Raw genomic sequence first — 20,528 nt, 5'->3', positions numbered from 1 at the left:
CTTTTCTTTCTAAAATTAAAATACACTTATAGTAGATTCTCGTCAACTTCAATTGGAGCATTGGAGCATCAGTGGAACAGGAATGAGTCTGGCCGCGAGAATTAAAATATCATTCCCGAGGTTAGTACGCCCAATGTTCGTCCTATTGGACTCATGAACCTCTAATCAATAGTTGTACCACAACCGTTTCGAACGGTGGGGTTTTTCTAAAAAACGGTTTCCCTATCACAGAACGTTAACGTTAATAGTTAGTATATATAGTCTGTTTCACTCGAACAGTGTTTAATAAATACTTTTCTAAAAAATTATAAAAAAAATAGTTTTTTCATAAATACCTTGACGTAAATATTGAGACTTTACTCTAGTATACCCCCTACAACTATACAGCACTGTAATTTTGTTTTAAGAATTTTACCTAGCTTATTTAAACTTTTTAAACTATTTTATGGGCAGAAAGGTACAGGCGTCAGGCTCATAACCTGAAAATCAGTGGTTCAAATCAGTCCCCCCAGCAACCAATTTAATTAATATTTTAATAATTTGGAGTTATCAAAAAATAAAAATATGATTATAGTTAGATAAATTATGTGTGCCATAAATGGATTTAGTTATCATAACTCATTATTGTTAAAACAAATGATGAGTTTTTGTAAAAATAGAGGGCCTGATTGGGAAGAAACTTACCATGATGAAGATTTTAGCATAGGTCATAATAGACTATCCATTTTAGATATTGATAACCGCTCAAATCAACCATTTATTTATAAAAATTTTATTTTATCTTTCAATGGTGAAATTTATAATTATTTAGATTTAAAAAAAGATTTACAACAAAAAGGATATAAGTTTAATACAGCTTCAGATACTGAGGTTTTAGTTATACTTTTTTACGAGTATGGCATTGAAGCCTTTAAAAAATTATCAGGAATTTTTTCAATATCAATTTGGGACAGAAATAAGAAAATATTATATTTAATAAGAGATATAGTTGGAATTAAGCCACTCTATTATAAAGAAAAAAATGGTAATATTTTTTTTTCATCATTAATAAATCCACTTTTAATAAATGATAAAGTAAATTTAAACTTAAAAGCTGCAAATTATTTTAATAACTTTGGATATAATGATTTAAGTGAAACATTTTATAAGGGTGTATTTAAAGTATTACCAGGAGAGTTATTAATTTACAGGGATAAAAAACTCACTAAGAAAAAATTTTTAAATTATGATTTTAAGACAAATAAAAAATTATCAAACGAATTTATAAAAGAAAAAATAATAAAAATAATAAAAAAACAAACAGTATCAGATGTACCAATCGCACTCTCTTTATCAGGGGGATTAGATTCTAATATCTTATTAGGTAATATCAATAAACCCTTAAAAACATATAGTGCCTCTTTTATCTACAATAATAACAAAAATCTAGACTCAATATTTGCTGCACAAAGAGCTACAGAATATAAAACTGAACATAACGAAATTAATATTAGTGATGATGATTTTATGAACTCACTGGAGTTAATAAATGATATATTAGAAGAGCCAATAGGTAATGAAAATTCTGTAGGTAATTATTTTTTATCAAAAAATATAAAAGAAAAAGTCTTACTTACGGGTGATGGTGGGGATGAAATATTCACTGGCTACAACAAATATAGATCTATATATTTTTTTTCTATATTAAATAAAATTAAATTCTTAAAATTCTTAAAACCCTATTCAAAAAATAAAAATTTAAATAGGTTTTTTTTCTCAAATTCTAATGACATGCACCTTTCATTTAGTAATCAAAATTTATTAAATAATAAAGACACCTATAAGTATTACAACCAAATTAAATCTGGTGAAGTTAATTTTAACCACTTTAATAAAAAAAATTCTGGCTTGAATTTGGAGAATATAATGTTTGCAGATATTGATACTTGGGTTCAAAATGATGTCTTATTAAGAAATGATAAAATATATATGGACAAAGGTATAGAGGTTAGGGTTCCTTATTTGGATCAGGAAATGATCGAAAACTTTTTATTTTATAGTTCTTTTAAAAAAATAAATTTTTTTAAAAGAACTAAGCCTTTATTAAGAAAGTTGTTTAAAAGTCAATTAAAAACAATCTTAAAACAAAAAAAAGGTTTTAATAGTCCTTTTAATTTTTGGATTAATGAAAAAAAAAATATTGATAAAATAAAATTTTTTTTCAGCAAAGAGTACTACAGGTCTGATTTATTGAACTATGAGGAAATCCAAAAAATACTACACAATAAATATAAAAATTCTTTTGAAATATATTCACTTTTAATGTTTCAGATCTTTCTTAAAAAAAATAATTTCTAAATATGTAATCATATATTATTAGTTACTAGGTCAAAAAACTTATCTACTAATAAAATGAAATTTTGCTTCTTATTCCGCATAGTCGATGATTATAGATATTATTTTTAGTGCAATTAAGTATTTGCATGTTTTCCTTATTGACTGTGTCCTATGTGTGTCAAGAACCGATACTTTTCATATTCCTGCGCTCTAACCGACTGAGCTACCCCGCTACTTAATTCTTGATGATTTATAATAGGTTTTTAATTTAGATCAATCAACTTTTGATCAATATGATTATTTTATAGCTACTATAAAAGTTGAAAAAAGAGTTAATGCTAAAATTACTGAACTATAAAAAACGATTTGTCTTTTAGTTTCATTTTTTTTATCTATTCTTACTCTGTTCAATAATTTATTGATGTCTACAATTCTCTTTTGATCAATATATTGCAGTGGAATGGTTTTTTTATTAACTTTTTTTTCACCGATATGTTTTCTGTCATGAAAATAAGTTTTTTGCATGAGATTATTTAACCACCAATTATTTAACTCGGCAACAAAATTATAACAATCTAGGACGTTTATCTTTTAGAGGAGTGATCTCTACTAGTGCTGGGAATTTTTGTTTAGCAACTTCAATATATAGGTTCATTTTTGAAAGTACTTCATTTGAATGTATTGAGCTTACATATCCAAAAGACAGGTTTTTTTTATAATTAAAGGAATAATTCCCAGATGTCGTTCTTCCTATAATCTTATCTTCCAGATAAATTGGTTCTTCATGTAATAATAGAGGTGTGCCTGGCTTACTATTTTTAAGTGACAGCATAACAAACCTTCTGTTTTGTTTTTTACCTTTTATTTTTAATAAGCTTTCTTTGCCAATAAAATCGATTTCTTTTTTATAACTAATTGCAAAATTTAATCCTGCCTCGTATTGATTTTCTTCAGGTGAAATATCGTGACCCCAATGTAAAAATCCACTTTCCATTCGCATTGTATCCATTGCATGCGACCCACAGTGAGATAAATTATGATTTTTTCCTTCTTCAACAATTAACTGATAAATTTCTGTAGCATCCTTATTTTCTATATAAAGCTCAAATCCTAATTCACCTACATAAGATAATCTTTGAGCCCAAATTTTTTTTGAACCAAGACTTATAAATTTACCATAACCAAATTTAAATCCTTCATTACTAAAGTCATCATTTGAAATTTTTGAAATTAAATTTCTACTTTTTGGTCCAAAAATTCCTAAACAAATAAGATCATCTGTAATATCTTTTAATTCTAAATTAGGAGATAAATGTTTTATGATATGCGCTTTATCATGGGTTCTTGTTGCAGCTGAACTTATTATTCTAAAATGATTTCTATCAATACAAATAACAGTTAAGTCTGCTTCAATTCCTCCAGCTTCATTCAGCATTTGTGTATATGTTGATCTACCTATTTCATTTTTAATATTAGCTGTACATATTCTTTGTAATTCTCTATGTGCTTGTTCTCCTTTTATTTCATATTTTGAAAATGGAGAGAGTTCATACAAACCAACATTGGTAATTGTATTTTTTGTTTCAAATTCAACTGAAGGATACCAGTTTTGATAATCAAAACTGTATTTGTATTCTGCTTTTTCATTATCTTTTGCGTACCACATAGGTCTTTCGTATTCACCGGATACACCAAAGCACGCTCCCTCTTTTTTTAATTCTTCATGATACGGTAATAATCTTTGATTTCTTGAAGTGTTATGCTGTTTATAAGGCCAGTGCATTCCGTATAAATCACCAAGAGTTTCTGTTACTCTTTCCATAATAAATTTTTTAGATGAGTGGAACTTTTGAAATCTTTTAATATCAAGTGAAAATAAATCTTCATTCATATATCCATTAATCATCCATTCAGCAGTAACTCTTCCAGCACCCCCTGAGCTGGCTATGCCAATGCTATTAAATCCACAGCATGTGAAAAGATTATTAACTTCTGGAGTTTCTCCTAAAAGATATTGAGTATCTGGTGTAAAAGATTCAGGACCTGAAAAAAATTTTCTAATCCCAGCAGTTTCAAGTATTGGTAATCTTTTAAATGATTTTTCTAAATAAGGCTCAAAGTGATCAAAGTCGTCTGGAAATTCTCCAAATGAAAAATCATCTGGTACAATTCCTTTGTCTTTAAAAGCAGGTTTTGCATTAGGTTCAAATATTCCAACTAACATTTTGCCAGCATCTTCTTTTAAATAAAGACAAGAATTGTAATCTCTCAAAACTGGTAGATTTTTAGGCAATTTATCTAATGGTTCTGTAATTATATAAAAATGTTCATTTGGATATAGTGGTATACTTACTCCAATATCTTCACCCATTTGTCGAGCCCACATCCCGGTTGCAATTACAACGTATTCACAATCAATTTTGCCAAATTTCGTTTGAACACCAACAATTTTTTTGTCTTTAATTAATATTTTTTCAACAGGAGTTTTCTCAAATATCTGAGCTCCTTCCATTTTTGCAGCTTTTGCTAAAACATTAGTCACTCCAACGGGGTCTGCCTGACCGTCTTCCGGCATATATACTCCACCTAAAATATCATCATCATTTATAACAGGATAAAGTTCTTTTATTCTTTGTTTGCTAACAGTTTCAACATTAACATCAAATAACTGAGCAGCAGTTGCTTGTCTTAATAATTCTTGTAGCCTTTCAGGTGTGCTAGCAACTGTGATTGCTCCATTTTGTTTTAGTCCAGTTGATAAACCAGTTTTTTTTTCTAATTCTTTGTAAAGATTTAAAGAGTATTTACGAAGTCTTGTAATTGTAGCGGATGCACCCAACTGACCAACAAGACCTGCTGCATGCCAAGTAGTTCCTGATGTTAGTTGGTCTCTTTCTAATAAAATGGTATCCTTCCAACCATATTTTGCAAGATGATATGCAACAGAACAACCAGCAACTCCCCCACCAATAACAACAACTTTTGCTTTGGCCGGAAGCATTTTATCCATACTTTTTTACTGGGTTATAGCTTTTGCCGCTGCTACAAACTCGTGTCCAAAAACATCAGCAACAGCTTTATAAGTCACCATACCCTTATGGACGTTTAATCCTGCAAGGAAATTTTTATCTTCGCCTAAAGCTTTTTGATAACCTTTGTTAGCAAGTTTAACTAAATAAGGTAGTGTTGCAGCATTTAATGCAATTGTTGAAGTTCTTGGAACTCCACCTGGCATATTAGCTACACAGTAATGAACTACATCGTCAATGATATAAGTTGGATCACCATGGGTTGTTGGTTTACTCGTTTCAACACAACCTCCTTGATCAATTGCAACATCAACAATAACAGATCCTCTTTGCATAAGTTTTAACATTGGTTTAGTAATTAACTTTGGAGCTTCAGCACCTGGAATTAAAACACCTCCAATTAATAAATCAGCTTTTGCAACTAGTTGATTTAAATCGATCTTATCACTTTGTTCTGGAATTATTTTATCTCCAAACATTTCAACTAATTGTTTCAATCTTGCTTCAGACTTGTCAACGATATGAACTTTAGCACCCATTCCTGTTGCAATTATAGCAGCATTTTCTCCAACAACACCACCACCTAAAATAACAACAGTTCCACCTTCTACTCCAGGAGCACCTCCCAATAAAAGTCCTCTACCTTTTTGATTTTTTTCTAAACAATGCGCACCAGCTTGAACTGACATACGTCCAGCAACTGCACTCATTGGTGCAAGTAATGGTAATCTGCCATTGTCATCTGTAACTGTTTCATAGGCTATACAAACACCTTTAGATTTAATCAAACCCTCTGTTAATTCTTTAGCTGCTGCTAAATGTAAGTAAGTATAAACAATCTGATTTTCTCTAATCATCTTAACTTCACCTGCTTGGGGCTCTTTTACTTTAACAATAATGTCTGCATCATTGAAAATATCTTCAGCTTTATCAACAATTTTAGCACCCACACTTGTGTATTGATCATTTTCAAAACCAGCTTCAAATCCACCATTATTTTCAACTAAAACTTCATGACCTTCTGATATTAAAGTTTTAACACTTTCAGGTGTTAATCCAATACGATGTTCTTGTGGTTTGATTTCTTTAGGTACGCCGATTTTCATAACCTTCTCTCCTTAATTTAATACTTTAAAATTTTAAAGTTTTTAGTTTTTTTGATTTTTTTGATAGTTAGTGATACCAGTTCTTAACTTTTCAATAATCTCATCAATGTGTTTTTCTTCACAGATGAATTGAGGAGCTATAATTAAACAATCTCCTGTAGCTTTAAAGTTAACACCAGCTTCATAACAAGCTTTAAAACATTCATAACCAGCTTTACCTGGTTTAGTGTTTAGCTTCATGTCTATTCCGCCCATCATTCCATATCCTCTAATATTATCTACAGACTCTAGATCCTGAAGAGAGAATAATCCTTTTTGGAAATAAGGAGATAAATTTTTTGCTCTATTGAAAATATCATCTTTTTCAAAAATTTCCTGCACTGCAAGAGCGGCAGCAACTGCAACTGGAATTCCTGAATAAGTATAGCCATGAAACAATTCAACTGCACCTGTTGGTGAAGCATCCATTACCGCATCATAGATATAATCATTACATGCAACAACACCCATGGGAACAACACCGTTGGTTGTAGCTTTAGCCATTGTCATAATGTCTGGAGTTACTCCAAATTCATCTGCAGCGAATTTAGATCCTGTTCTGCCCCATCCTGTAATTACTTCATCAAAAATTAAAAGTATTCCATGCTTGTCACAGATCTCTCTTAGTTTTTGTAAATATCCTTTTGGTGGAACCAATGTTCCAGTTGATCCAGCAATCGGTTCAACAATACAAGCAGCAATGTTTTCGCCACCAAAGTTTTGACAAATAGTTTCTAAATCATTTGCTAAATAGTCTCCAGTTTCTGGTTGACCACTTACAAACTTATGTTCTGGTAAATGTGTATGTCTAATGTGTTGGACACCTGGCATTAAAACACTTGCAAACGTTTTAACATTATTTACCATTCCACCCACTGAAATACAGCCAATGTTCATTCCATGATAACCACGCTCACGTCCAACAAATCTAAATCTTTCTGCATGTCCTTTTGCTCTGTGATATGCAACAGCAATTTTAATTGCAGTTTCTACAGCTGTAGATCCACAAATTGTAAAAAACATTTTATTTAAATCACCTGGTGTGTGTTTTGAAATTTTTGTAGCTAATTCAAATGAACCACCAAAACCTTGTTGAAATGGTTGTGCGTAATCTAAAGTTTCTAATTGCTTTGTAACAGCTTCTGTGATTTCTCTTCTTCCATGGCCTAGTGGGTTACAAAATAACCCTGAGCTCGCATCTATTTGTGTTTTTCCATGGTGAGTTTTTAAGTAAACCCCCTTAGCTTCTGTAATTAGTCTTGGGTTTGCTTTGAAATCTTTATTAGATGTAAACGGCATCCAATGTTCATTTAATGAATTAGGTACTGAAGTTCTGTTTTCTGAGCTCATAAATATTCTCTCTCTAAGTATGTAGTGTTATAATTTTATTCCTAACTATTAGACTAAATCAAAAGGTTTTCTATAATTATTTTTTTCTTTAAGGCTTATAATCTTACAACTTATAGGTGTATAAAAATTAAAATTTGTTTTACATCAATTCCAAATTCTATTTAAATACAGATAATTTAATTAAATTACTAACAAAGGAATAATAATGAAAAAAATAATTAGTTTTATTCTTGGTGCTGTAGTTGCTCTTAACTTATCAATGTCAGTTGCTAACGCTGCTGCTAAAGAAGTTAGAGTTGCATTCTTTTTAGAATGGCCTACTCCAAACCAAGAAGACAAAGTTAAAAAGATGTTTGATAAAGCTCTAGGTGTTCCAGTTAAATGGACTAACTTTTCAAACGGTGGTGCTATGACTGATGCTATGTTAGCTGGAGATATTGATATTTCTTACTCACAAGGCTTAGTGCCATTCATCAATGCTGTTAAATCAAAAGCTCCGCTAAAACTTGTAGATATTGCTATGGAATACGGAATGGGTGGAACAACTTGTGTTACATCTAATGCTTCTGGAATTACAAAAGCTAACGCTTCTGAATTAGAAGGTAAAAAAGTTGCTGTTCCTCTAGGAACAATGGCTGAGTATGTTTTTGATGAAAGTATGAAAGTTGTTGGCGCTGATAAAAGTAAAATGACAGTTATTCAAATGGATCCTGAAGAAGGTGCTGCTGCACTAGTTTCTGGTGATGTTGTAATGGCATGTTTATTTGGTGGTAATTCTATTAAAGCTGCAACTGCAGTTGGAAGTAGATTACTAACAGTTCAAGAAGCGCGTGATGCAGGTATCTTAGGTATCGACATTACATCTGTTACTGACAAATTTATGAAAGAGAACCCAGGTATGCTGAGAACTTTCATAGAAGTAACTCATGAAGCAAATGCTAGATATGCAGCAGGTAAAAGTGATTTAAATGTTATCGCTAAAGATGCTGAGATGAAGCTTGGTGATATGAAAGAAACTTTAAGCGGATTTAAATTTCTTACACCTGAAGAGACTGAAAAATCTATGACTTCTGGAAATCTAAGTGGATTTTTAAAAGGAATGGGTACTCCTAACGGAGCAGTTGATACAAGCTTTTTACCTCTTTAATCTAGAGAGTTAAATAAATTTAAATAGGCACCAGTTAAATAAATTGGTGCCTATTTTTTTAAAAAAATTCTAATATAGTATTGTCTTATGAGTGATTTAATTTCTCAGAATTTAAACATGATCTTTAAAACTCCTAAAGGAGAAACAGTTCATGCATTAAAAGATGTAAACTTTACACTTAAAAAAGGTGAACTTTTAACTGTTCTTGGTCCTTCGGGCTGTGGAAAAACAACTTTATTAAACATTACTGCTGGATTTCTACAACCTACTTCTGGAGTTCTCACTCTTAATGGAAATGAAATTAATGGCCCTGGTGTTGAACGGGGAATGGTCTTTCAACAAGGTGCTTTATTTGAATGGCTAACGGTTGCAGAGAATGTTGACTTTGGTTTAAGAATGAAAAAAGAAGACCCGGTTAATACTGCTAAGAAAGTTGAAGAATGGTTAAATATAGTAGGCCTACAAGGTTTTGGAAACACTCCTACTTATCAATTATCTGGAGGTATGCAGCAAAGAGTTGCTCTTGCTAGATGTTTAATTAATGACCCTGATTTAATTTTAATGGATGAACCGTTAGGAGCATTAGATGCATTAACCAGAGAGAAGATGCAGTCTTTAGTTTTAAAAATTTGGAAAGAAACAGGAAAAACAATTATCTTAATCACCCACTCAGTTGAAGAAGCTTTACTACTAGGTGAAAGATTATATGTAATGGCACCAAGACCAGGTCGTATCCATAAAGAATATAATCTTCCTTTTGCATCAATGGGTATTGATGGTGATTTAAGAGAGATAAAAAAAACACCTAACTTTGTAAGCACTAGAGAAGAAATTCTAACTATGATTTGGAATATGGAAGAAGAAATTATGGGTAAAGATATTTAGTATGCTAACAGGTATTATAACATTCGTAGTAATTTTTGCAGTTATTGGATCTATTTTGTATGGAAGAAAATTAGCAAAAACTGAAAAATTAGATGCTGTATTTGGTAATCCTGAAAGAGCTAAAGGTGGAGTTCATTGGGTTATTGTTGGTAGTAGTTTTTTACTATTAACTTGGCTTTACTATTCTTGGGATATGGCGAAATCATTTTATCCCCAGTCTGCAAATGAACTTTGTCAGGTTGCAAAAGTAAACGACTCTTTACTTTCGTTAAAATATTTATTTCCAATTGAAGAACGTGAATTTAAGAGTACTTCAATAATCAAAGGTGAAAACAAAAATATACAAAAACTAGCTAATGAAATTAAAAATTCACCCAATATAAGAGAGCAAGACAAAACTACTCTTTTAAAATTTATTGCAAAAACTCAACAATCAATTCCATTGTTAACCAATATTGACCTTTTAGAAGAAGAAACGAAAAGTCAAATTCGAGATTTGACAAATAGAATTACTTGGTTAACAGAAGATTTTCAAAAAATAAGCTATCCACCAATTAAAAGTATTGAAGAAGAGAACGCAAGAATTGAAGCTTTAAAAAAACAAGGGAAATGGGGAGCCTCTGCAACCGCTGTAGAAAATACAGTTGAAATACCAACTATTCCTGAAACAAAAATGGGTTTAAAATTTGATGCAGCTGCAAAAGAATTAACTCTTATTAGTAATGACTTTTTCAAAATAAGAAATCATAACTATAAATATAAACAGTTAATGAAAGAGATTAAGGATGAGATTAAAGCTTATCGATCTAGTTTAGATAATACCCAAGAAGTAGCTTCTGCATTAGCAAAAGATGTTTTAAAAATTGCTCGAAGAATCGAATACGCAAGTATTTTCCCACCTAATACTCTTGATGATATGCAAAAATCAATAATAGAGTTTGATGAAGTTCAAAAGAAAGAACAAGGTGTTTTAAGACTAGTTGATATTTTTTTATTTCCTGCTGGTACAATTGTTTCAAGTGGACCAAATTGTTCTGAACAAGGATCTGGAAGATGGTTACCAAAACCGTCTGATACCTTTAATAAATTTGTGCTACTCCTTAAACCCAGTATTGGATTTAAAAACGTACCTCTAATTTGGTATGAAATGATGGATGTAAGTAAAATAGTTGGTTTTATATTACCTGATTGGATTGCAGATGCTATGCCTGGGGCATATCCAATTCATAATGCTGACGGAACTGTTACTCCAAACTTTAAGAGTAAAGTCTTAAGTGTTGTTACAGGTGAGTTTAAATTATTTAAGATACCAGTTCCGATGGGTCATATCTGGGATTCTTTTTTAAGAGTTCTACTAGGTTTAGTACTTGGAATTATTTTTGGTGTACCACTAGGATTATTTATGGGTTTAAACAGGTTTGCTAAAGGATTTTTTGATCCATTAATTGAACTATATAGACCGGTACCCCCATTAGCTTGGGCTCCTCTAGTTATTACTGTATTTGGAATTGATAATGTTGGGAAAGTTTTCTTGTTATTTATGGTTTCATTTTCAATAATGATCATCTCTGCTAGAGCAGGAGCAGCTGGTACGCAGTTGTCTAAAATTCATGCTTCACACTCACTTGGTGCATCTAAATGGCAAATATTAAGACATGTAATATTTCCAAACTCATTACCTGAAATTTTAACAGGGGTTAGAGTTGCTGTTGGAATGTGTTGGGGAACTTTGGTTGCAGCTGAATTTTTAGCAGGTACTACAGGTATTGGATTTGTTGAAAACGTTGCTAAAAAATACTTCCAATATGAAGTTATTTGGATCACTATTTTTGTAATGGGTATGTTAGGTTTATTATTTGATGTTGCTTTAAGAAAAATAATTGACAAAACAATTCCATGGCATGGTAAAGGTTAATCAAACTTTTATTAAACTATGAAATCTTCGAAATTAAAAAGAATTATTAAAGATATCTTTATTAAGTATAAATTAAACAAAGATCATGCCACTATTTGTGCTGAAGCCTTAATCAATGCAGAATTAGTTGGTGCTCCATCACATGGTTTATCTAGACTTAAGATGTACTGTGACCGTATTTCTAAAAAAGTTATTAATCCAAAAGCTAAAATTAAAGTTAAAAAAATTTCTCAATCCATTGCCCATGTTGATGGTAACAATAGTATTGGCTTTGTTGCAGCAGATACCGCTATTAAAACTGCTATAAGCAATGCTAAGAAAACTGGAATTGGCTTAGTTGCAGTTAAGAATAGTGGTCATTATGGTTTATCTGGTTATTACGCAGAGCAAGCAGTTAAAAAAGGTTTAATGGTAATGGTATTCACTAATGCACCTCCAGCAGTTGCACCTCATGGAGCTTTAAAAAGTTTATTTGGAACAAACCCTATTTGTTTTGGAACACCTACTGGATCAAAGGTTCCTTTTATTTTAGATACTTCAATCTCAATGATTAATAGAGGAAAAATTAGAGTTGCAGCAAGAGAAGGAACTAAAATTCCTGAGGGAGTTGCTTTAGATAAATTTGGTAAACCAACAACGGATCCTAAAAAAGCATTAGAGGGTGTTCAATTACCAATTGCTGGTTTTAGGGGTTCTGGATTAGCTTGGATGGTTGATATTTTAAGTGGTGTATTAACAGGTGGTAATCATGCAGGTAGAGTTAAAGATCCATTTACCGATTTTAGTGGTCCACAAAATATTGGTCACCTATTTTTTGTTTTAAAGCCTAATTTATTTGTCGGAAATTCTTTCAATAAAAGAATAAAAGACAATATCAAAACTATAAAAAGACTACCTAAGATAAAAGGTGTTAAAGAAATTCTTTACCCAGGACAAAGTAAGTTTAATAGGTTTAAAAATAATCTTAAAAAAGAAATTAATATTTCAAAAGCTGTTTTAAAAGACTTGGAATATTTACAAAGTATCTAGCTATCTTACAGTTCTTGAAAACTTTACAAGATCATTAACAAGAAGTTCAGGTTCTTCAAGCGCTGCAAAATGTCCACCCCTCGGCATCTCTGTCCATTGAGTAACATTAAACATTCTGTCTACATAAGATTTTGGTGGCCACTCAGACATTTCTGCTGGAAAAATTGCTGCAGCTGTGGGAATTTCTATTTTTTTAAAATCTTTAGGAAAAAAACGTCCACCCTCTTCTCTTCTTCCGTAATAAATCCAAGTAGCTGTGTTAAAAGTTTTTGTAACTACATAAACCATAATATTAGCTAAGAGTGTATTTTTTGAATAAACACTTTCAATATTGTTGTCTTTTAAATCAGACCATGAGTACATTTTTTCAATAATCCATGCTGCAATTCCAACAGGACTGTCCATCATTCCATAACTTAAAGTTTGAGGTTTAGTTGCTTGTTGAGTTCTATATCCATCCTGCATTATTTGATCTTGATTAAATCTTTGTTGCCATTCTTCCTCTTGTTTTGTTTGTGGACCATCAGGGTGGCGCATTGTTAAACAATTAATGTGAATTGCCTTGCATGATTTTGAATGATCATAACCAATCCAGTTTGCAATAGTTGCTCCCCAATCACCTCCTTGTGCTAAATATTTTTTATAACCAAGGTTTTCTGTCATCAATTTATTTAAAGTATTGGCTATTTTTCTTGGTCCCATGGGTCTTGAAGGTCTCCCAGAAAAACCAAAACCAGGTAATGATGGGACCACTACATCAAAGGCATCGTCAATGTTTCCACCAAATTTTTCAGGGTGTGCAAGTCTTTCTATAATATGTAAAAACTCAATTACCGATCCAGGCCATCCATGCATAAGAAGTAAAGGTGTTGGGTTGGACCCACTTCCCTTTTCATGAATAAAATGTATTTCGATATCATCTACAATAGTTGTGAAATTTGGAAATTGATTTATTTCTGCCTCATGTTTTCTCCAATCAAAATCTTTAATCCAATAATTTGAGATCTCTTTCATATAATCAAGATTACTTCCATATTTCCAGCCACCATCATCTGGCATTTCATGCCATGGGTAATTTTTTACTTTAGTGTATATTTCTTGAAGTACTTTATCGGGAATATCTAATTTAAAAGGCTTAATCATTATCAATTTACAGTATATACTTTTTAAAAATTCAGACTAAATATACCTCATGCTTTCAAATAAAGAAATTGTTTGTCCTAATAACCTTCTGGATCATGCACATAAGAAAAAAGGTGTTAATGCTGCAATCGTAAATGCAGGGTTGCCTTTACCAATGCTTTCAGTTCAAGATGCTGTTAATGAAAATTTAATAACACCTATCTTTATAGGGAATAAAAAAGAAATTCTTAAATGTGCTGAAGATTTAAAATGGGATATTTCAAAATTTGAAATCATTGATGAACCTATTGAAAATAATACTGCTGCTATTGCTGCAAAACTTGCTAGCCAAGATAAAGTAAAAATTATTGTTAAAGGTCATATTCATACAGATGTCTTAATGAAAGAAATTTTAAAAAGAGATTACAATTTACTTGGTAAAACTAGACTTAGTCACATATGGCATATGACAAATACTAAAGATGACAAGCCACTTATAATTACTGATGGTGCTTTAAATGTTTTACCCAATGTAAAAACAAAAATGCATATTATAAGAAATGTAATTGATTTTTCAAACCGTATAGGAATTGAAAGGCCCAAAATTGCAGTTCTATCAGCAACAGAAGAAATTTTAGATAGTGTACCAAGCTCTATCGATGCAGATGAAATTACAAAACTTGCAAAAGAAGAAAATTTAAATGCTGATGTTTTTGGTCCCTTGGCATTTGATAATAGTATTTCAAAAAAATCTGCCGCTATAAAAGGTGTTAAAAATATTGTAGCTGGTAATGCAGATGTATTGCTAGTTCCAAGTGTTGAAACCGGAAATAGTTTGGTTAAAATGATGATTTATTTTATGGGAGCTTGTGCAGCTGGTGTAGTAGTAGGTGGTAAAGTTCCAATAGTAATTACTAGTAGATCTGATGAAGCACAAGCTAGATTAGCCTCTATTGCTGCAGCTGTTGTTGCTTTAGACTAATTCTTCATTGAAATAATGACATTAATGTTTTAAATAAAGCTTCAAAATCAGAGAGGGAAACAATGGCTATAACGTACTTAAAAAAATCACCAAAAACATCGTCAACGGACGATACTAAAACAACTGGAATTGTTCAGGATTTATTAAAAAATATCGAAACTACAAAAGAACAAGGTTGTATCGATCTTACAAAAAAATTTGATAAGTACGATGGAGAAATCATCGTTTCTAAAGAAAGAATTGAAGAAATTAAAAAAACATTAGATCAAAAAACAAAAGATGATGTTCAATTTTCATATGAAAGAGTTAGAAAATTTGCTGAAGCTCAATTAAAAAATTATGGTCAAGATTTTGAAGTAGAGCTTTCAGATGGACTTTTTGCTGGTCAAAAATTAATACCTGTTAATACCGCTGGATGTTATGTACCAGGAGGTCGTTATGCACACATTGCATCAGCTGTTATGAGTGTAACAACAGCAAAGGTTGCTGGTGTAAAAAACGTTATTGCCTGTAGTCCTCCAAAAGAAGGAGTGGGTGCACATCCAACAATTATTTATACCGCAGATCTTTGTGGTGCTGATGTAATTTTAAATTTAGGTGGTGTTCCTGCAATTGCAGCAATGACTAATGGCTTATTTAATAACCCTCCTGCAGATATTATCGTTGGTCCTGGAAATCAATTTGTTGCTGAAGCTAAAAGAATTTTATTTGGAAAAGTGGGCATTGACTTGTTTGCTGGTCCTACTGAGATTGGAATTATTGCTGACGCTAAAGCTGACCCTGAGATAGTTGCTGTAGATTTAGTGGGTCAAGCTGAGCATGGTTATAATTCACCTTGTTGGTTATACACAACGAGTAAAGAGCTTGCAGAGAAAGTAATGAAAAGAGTTCCAGAATTAATTGCTGAACTACCAGAAGTTCCAAGAACAAACGCAGATGCAGCGTGGAGAGATTATGGTGAAGTTATCCTTTGTGATACTGATGAAGAAATGGCAACTATTAGTGATGAGTATGCTCCAGAACACTTAGAAGTTCAGACAGAAAATTTAGAGTGGTTTCACAAAAGACTTACAAACTATGGTTCTTTATTTATTGGAGAAGAAACAACTGTTGCTTATGGAGATAAATGTTCAGGAACTAATCATATACTTCCAACTAAAGGTGCGGGAAGATATACGGGTGGATTATTCGTTGGTAAGTTTGTTAAAACTTTAAGTTTTCAAAGAATGACAAAAGAATCTACTGAATTAGTTGGTGCTGCAGCTGCAAGAATTTCTAGATACGAAGGAATGGAAGCACATGCAAGAACAGGCGACGTTAGGCTTAAAAAGTACGGTTATTCTAGTTAAATTATATAATTTCCATTAGCACTGTTAAAGCCAAAATAGACATAAAAAGAATAATCAAATAATTTATTCTTTTCCACACTGTTGCACTTTTAAGATATTTAGAAAAATATTTTGAAAGATATCCTATTATAAAAAAAAATAGGAATGAAGAAATGGCTGCCCCAGCACCAAAGTAATACTTATCCACTTGACTAAGGCTTTTAGAGAAGTTTCCTAGGAAAAACACAGTGTCTGAATAAACGTGTGGATTAAGAAAAGTAAAACCTAAAGTTTTAACTACAATGTTAGATAAATTATTAGTTTTACTATCCACATCAAATGAAGTTTCTGAAACTTTAGTTTTAATTTTTCCCCAAATAAAATGTAATAAAAATATTAAAAGTAAAATATTAAAAACTAACTCAATAATTGGAGTAAAAAAATAATTCAGATACTGAAATAAAAAAATTCCTAAAAAAATTAATAAAAAGTCTGAAATTGAACAAATTAAACATACAATAAAAATATATTGTTTTTTTAAGCCTTGTTCTATGACAAATATATTTTGAGCACCTATTGCAAGAATTAAACTTAACCCAGTTAAAAAACCTAATATTAAATAATCCATTAAGTTTTATTAAACTCTTTTTTTACCCTGAACAACCCTATCAAGTATTAATGCAACAAATAAAATAGCTATACCTGCAAGTATACCTTGTCCAACATTAGCATATTGTAATGCCTCGAGAACATCTTGACCTAAACCTTTTGCACCGATTAGAGATGCTACAACAACCATGGCTAAACTTAACATTACTGTTTGGTTCACACCTGCCAAAATTGAAGGTGTAGCTAGTGGCAGATCTACTTTTCTCAGCAAATACCATTTAGTTGCACCGTATGCGATAGCAGCTTCTCGAATTGTTTCTGGCACTCCACGTAACCCTAAAACTGTAAGTCTTACAACAGGTGTACCACCAAAAATCATTGTAATAATTACTGCTGCAACCTTTCCAGTTCCAAAAAACGCTATTACTGGAATCATAAATACAAAAGCTGGCATTGTTTGCATGAAATCCATTATCGGTCTAATTAATGAATAAAATCTTTGTCGTCTTGCACAGAAAATTCCAAGCGGAATTCCAATTGCTATACTTAAAACTGCAGCAGTTCCTAATAAGGCAAGTGTAGTCATTGCTTTAACCCAGAAACCTAAAAAACCCATGTAACATAAAAATCCTGTAGAATAAATTGCAGCCCTGGGTCCTGCAGATAACCCAGTTAAAGTTACAATTGCAGTTATAATTACAATCCAAGGAGTTTTAACAAACAATAATTCTAAGAAATCTAATACGGACCTAATACCAATTGTTATAGCTGTAAAAATTAAATCTCCTTTAACAACGGCATAATCAAAAACAATTTCTATCCATTTAATTGAAAATAATCTTATTTCAGGATGTGTTGGGAACGTATCCATTATCTGAAGTAAGCCCGGAAAACTGTAATGGATAACTGTAAAAATCATTATAACAGAGGTAAAAACACCACTTAAAATGTAATTTTTCATCTGCATTCCTGGATGAATAGATTTATCGGATAACCATTCAGAATATTTCTTTTCTAAAATTGAATTTGCCAAAACACCCTGAACAATTTTAACTCCTATCAATAAAATAAAACCAAAAATTGCTATCCAAATTGCTGAAGCTTCTACTCTAGTAATTTCATCTAAATAACCTTGCATAGCATCCTCTAAAGATTTTATATTTCTTTTAAAGACATCAATTTTATCTGGATTATTTTCTATCGCAGCTTCTAATTGTTTATTTCTAAAGGCTATAGTGCCTTTTACTTGCTCAACTTTAGCAATAGCATCTGCTGTAATATTACCAAATAAACCTCTAATAATTTGTACTACTGAAAAAGTTTCAATAATTAAAAAAGCTAAAGTCCAATTCCAAACATTACGCATTCCAAACCAAATTGGCCCAAATATGAATGCAAATAAATTAAATGAAAATGAGTAAGTAGGCTTGCTACCAATTTTTTTAAACTCTTTAATATAATAGTCTGGATTACTTTTTACAAAGTCAGTAATTAATTCATCTCTTGATGGGTTTCTGTTTGCTTTATTATCCATCACTACCCTCTACAACAGCTTTTAATAAGTCTGCCTGTGTTATTATACCAATATTTTTGTTTTCATTATTAACTACTAATATCGGCTCATCCTTAATAGAAGATTTTTCTATCAACTTATTTAGTAAATCATTTTCATGAACGCTTTCTAAATTTTTTGATATTAATCCAAATTCTTTTTCAAATTTCTCAACAGGCTGCATGATAGATTTTGCTTGAATAATTTTTAATCTAGATATTCCTTTTACAAAATCAGCAACATAATCATCTGCTGGTTTCATTACTATTTCTTCTGGTGTTCCTATTTGGATAACTTTTCCATCTCTCATGATAGCAATTCTATGACCCACTCTTACTGCTTCATCTAAATCATGAGTTATAAATACTGTAGTCTTTTTCATTTGTTTTGAAAGTTTGATAAATTCTGCTTGAAGCTGCCTTCTTATTAATGGGTCTAGTGCACTAAAAGGTTCATCCATTAATAAAACATCAGGATCCGCTGCCAAAGCTCTAGCTAATCCTACTCTTTGTTGCATTCCACCTGAAAGTTCATGGGCAAATTTATTTCCCCAACCTTGAAGTTCCACAATATCTAAAATCTTATTAGCAGCATCCAATCTATCATTTTTACTAATACCTCTTATTTCAAGCGGCATTGCTATATTGTCTAAAACTGATCGGTGAGGCATTAGAGCAAAGTTTTGAAAAACCATGCCTATCTTTTTATTCCTTAAATCTTGTAAACTTTTTGGATCAAACTTCATCACATCTTCATTATCGATCAAAATTTGTCCTGAAGTAGGTTCTAGTAATCTATTAATATGTCTCACTAAAGTGGATTTACCACTCCCTGAAAGACCCATTACACAAAATATTTCTCCTTTTTTAACGTCAAAAGAGACATCTGATACACCAATTACTGAATTATATTTTTCTAAAGCTTCTTGTTTTGAAATACGATTATTTTGAATGGCATTTAATGCTTCCACAGAAGTGTTGCCAAAAATCTTCCAAACATTTTTTATTTCTATAGCAGAGTCCATCAGATCCGTTCGAAAATTTAATAATTTTTTAAAGAAATATACCCGGCAACAAATTTGGTTGCCGGGTAAAATTTAGTTTAACTTAAAGGCCTAACCAACCATCAACTTTAGACTTATTGTTTTTCATCCATGTTCTAGCAACATCAGCTGGATCTTTTTTCTCAACTGAAATTTGAAAAGCCATTAATGAAACATCGTCTGCTGACAATTGAAAGTTCTTAAAGAAATCAACAATCGCTGGTGACTTTGCTTCTAAAGAAGTTCCCCAACCGATTTGGATTTGCTTAAGAGCATCTTTTGATGCAACATAAGATTTTTTGTACCAATCAGCATCTTCTTTAGGCTGAACCATTTTGTATTTTGCTTCATCGAACTTAGGTTCAGTTAACATAACTACATCAGCCATTCCCCAAATTGCATGTGGCTTGTAACAATAAAATGCATAACCTTCACCTTTTTTAATAGAGTCAAGCACTCTTGCATTTTTTACAGCTTCAGCAGCTCTGATTGCTTCAATGCCTGCATCGTATAAACCGTAATCTCTAAGTTTTACTTGGTTTACATTTGCAGAAGCCCATCCATCAGCACCAATCCAAAACTCACCTTTACCATTTCCGTCACTGTCCATTGCTTTAACAACTTCTGGTCTAGCTAAGTCTTCAATTGCTGTAATATTCATTTTTTTAGCAAATTGTTGAGACACACAATATCCTTGGTTTCCTTCGTAAGGTTTTGAACTTAACTTAAGAGTTCCTTTAGGAACTAGATCGTTAGTATAAGCCTGTTGATTAGGTAGCCAGATATCAGGGTGAACTTCTATCTCACCTTTGCTTCTATCAATTGCTGCGTAGATTGCAGTATTATTTCCTGGAACTAATTCTGCTTCTCCACCCATTTTGTCATTAACAACTGCTGCTAATAAATTTGCAATAGCTGTTGCACCTGTCCAACCTGGATCTCCAATTTTAACTTTCTCAGCAAGCACTGAAAAAGTAGCAAATAAAGAAATTAAACCAGCTACAAGTGTAGTTTTTATTATTTTCATTATATCCCTCTCGATTAATTTAAAAAAACTAGCATAACTTAAAACTTTTG

Annotated in this window: 16 protein-coding genes; 7 read left to right on the top strand and 9 right to left on the bottom strand. The window is 31.7% G+C overall.

Annotation, left to right across the window (positions count from 1 at the left end):
- Positions 1 to 585: 585 nt before the first annotated feature.
- Complete coding sequence (asnB, locus tag AC5SL3_RS02055; protein WP_494578510.1) at positions 586 to 2,337, top strand: asparagine synthase (glutamine-hydrolyzing); 1,752 nt, start codon at positions 586 to 588, stop codon at positions 2,335 to 2,337.
- Between the two features lie 276 nt (positions 2,338 to 2,613).
- Here asnB and AC5SL3_RS02050 read toward each other — a convergent pair whose 3' ends face one another.
- The 4 genes from AC5SL3_RS02050 to aptA are packed head-to-tail and all read right to left on the bottom strand — an operon-like array spanning position 2,614 to position 7,840.
- The gene (locus tag AC5SL3_RS02050; protein ID WP_494578508.1) at positions 2,614 to 2,841 is read right to left on the bottom strand and encodes a hypothetical protein; all 228 of its coding nucleotides are present in this window, start codon (positions 2,839 to 2,841) and stop codon (positions 2,614 to 2,616) included.
- 40 nt (positions 2,842 to 2,881) lie between these two features.
- Positions 2,882 to 5,326 (bottom strand): GcvT family protein, encoded by a 2,445-nt coding sequence (locus AC5SL3_RS02045; protein WP_494578506.1) that lies wholly within the window; start codon positions 5,324 to 5,326, stop codon positions 2,882 to 2,884.
- 6 nt (positions 5,327 to 5,332) lie between these two features.
- Positions 5,333 to 6,451: an alanine dehydrogenase gene (gene ald / locus AC5SL3_RS02040; RefSeq protein ID WP_271766461.1), complete on the bottom strand. Its 1,119-nt coding sequence runs from the start codon at positions 6,449 to 6,451 to the stop codon at positions 5,333 to 5,335.
- 42 nt (positions 6,452 to 6,493) lie between these two features.
- The gene (aptA, locus tag AC5SL3_RS02035; protein WP_006997111.1) at positions 6,494 to 7,840 is read right to left on the bottom strand and encodes an omega-aminotransferase AptA; all 1,347 of its coding nucleotides are present in this window, start codon (positions 7,838 to 7,840) and stop codon (positions 6,494 to 6,496) included.
- A gap of 205 nt (positions 7,841 to 8,045) precedes the next feature.
- On the opposite strand from aptA, the gene AC5SL3_RS02030 reads away from it, so the two are divergent.
- The 4 genes from AC5SL3_RS02030 (at position 8,046) to AC5SL3_RS02015 (ending at position 12,816) form a co-directional block, all read left to right on the top strand.
- Positions 8,046 to 8,987, top strand: coding sequence for an ABC transporter substrate-binding protein (locus AC5SL3_RS02030; protein WP_018414008.1), 942 nt, complete (start codon positions 8,046 to 8,048; stop codon positions 8,985 to 8,987).
- An 87-nt stretch (positions 8,988 to 9,074) separates the two neighbouring features.
- Positions 9,075 to 9,872, top strand: a complete 798-nt coding sequence (locus AC5SL3_RS02025) for an ATP-binding cassette domain-containing protein (RefSeq protein ID WP_494578504.1) — start codon at positions 9,075 to 9,077, stop codon at positions 9,870 to 9,872.
- 1 nt (position 9,873) lies between these two features.
- A complete protein-coding gene (locus tag AC5SL3_RS02020; RefSeq protein ID WP_011281959.1) occupies positions 9,874 to 11,787 on the top strand; it encodes an ABC transporter permease in 1,914 nt (637 codons plus the stop codon).
- Positions 11,788 to 11,805: 18 nt separating this feature from the next.
- The gene (locus AC5SL3_RS02015) at positions 11,806 to 12,816 is read left to right on the top strand and encodes an Ldh family oxidoreductase (protein ID WP_494578502.1); all 1,011 of its coding nucleotides are present in this window, start codon (positions 11,806 to 11,808) and stop codon (positions 12,814 to 12,816) included.
- Here AC5SL3_RS02015 and AC5SL3_RS02010 read toward each other — a convergent pair whose 3' ends face one another.
- Positions 12,817 to 13,959 (bottom strand): epoxide hydrolase family protein, encoded by a 1,143-nt coding sequence (locus AC5SL3_RS02010; RefSeq protein ID WP_494578501.1) that lies wholly within the window; start codon positions 13,957 to 13,959, stop codon positions 12,817 to 12,819. It abuts the gene before it with no gap.
- Positions 13,960 to 14,008: 49 nt separating this feature from the next.
- On the opposite strand from AC5SL3_RS02010, the gene AC5SL3_RS02005 reads away from it, so the two are divergent.
- Positions 14,009 to 14,920, top strand: a complete 912-nt coding sequence (locus AC5SL3_RS02005) for a bifunctional enoyl-CoA hydratase/phosphate acetyltransferase (RefSeq protein ID WP_494578499.1) — start codon at positions 14,009 to 14,011, stop codon at positions 14,918 to 14,920.
- 62 nt (positions 14,921 to 14,982) lie between these two features.
- On the top strand, positions 14,983 to 16,269 hold the full coding sequence (hisD, locus tag AC5SL3_RS02000) for a histidinol dehydrogenase (RefSeq protein ID WP_011281955.1): 1,287 nt from the start codon (positions 14,983 to 14,985) through the stop codon (positions 16,267 to 16,269).
- 1 nt (position 16,270) lies between these two features.
- Here hisD and AC5SL3_RS01995 read toward each other — a convergent pair whose 3' ends face one another.
- The 4 genes from AC5SL3_RS01995 to AC5SL3_RS01980 all read right to left on the bottom strand — a co-directional run bounded on the left by AC5SL3_RS01995 (position 16,271) and on the right by AC5SL3_RS01980 (position 20,478).
- Positions 16,271 to 16,876: a LysE/ArgO family amino acid transporter gene (locus AC5SL3_RS01995; protein ID WP_018414003.1), complete on the bottom strand. Its 606-nt coding sequence runs from the start codon at positions 16,874 to 16,876 to the stop codon at positions 16,271 to 16,273.
- Between the two features lie 9 nt (positions 16,877 to 16,885).
- Positions 16,886 to 18,391 carry an ABC transporter permease gene (locus AC5SL3_RS01990; protein WP_494578497.1) on the bottom strand — a complete coding sequence of 502 codons (1,506 nt, stop codon included), beginning with the start codon at positions 18,389 to 18,391 and terminating at the stop codon, positions 16,886 to 16,888.
- Positions 18,384 to 19,433, bottom strand: coding sequence for a quaternary amine ABC transporter ATP-binding protein (locus AC5SL3_RS01985; RefSeq protein WP_494578495.1), 1,050 nt, complete (start codon positions 19,431 to 19,433; stop codon positions 18,384 to 18,386). Before AC5SL3_RS01985 ends, AC5SL3_RS01990 begins: the two co-directional genes overlap by 8 nt.
- An 82-nt stretch (positions 19,434 to 19,515) precedes the next feature.
- Entirely contained in the window at positions 19,516 to 20,478 is a 963-nt protein-coding gene (locus AC5SL3_RS01980; protein WP_020169281.1) for an ABC transporter substrate-binding protein, read from the bottom strand.
- Between the last annotated feature and the right edge of the window lie 50 nt (positions 20,479 to 20,528).

The organism is Candidatus Pelagibacter sp. PS_34 (assembly GCF_059417845.1).
The sequence above is the reverse complement of the archived record's forward strand: the minus strand, read 5'-3'. Positions and strand labels throughout refer to the sequence as shown.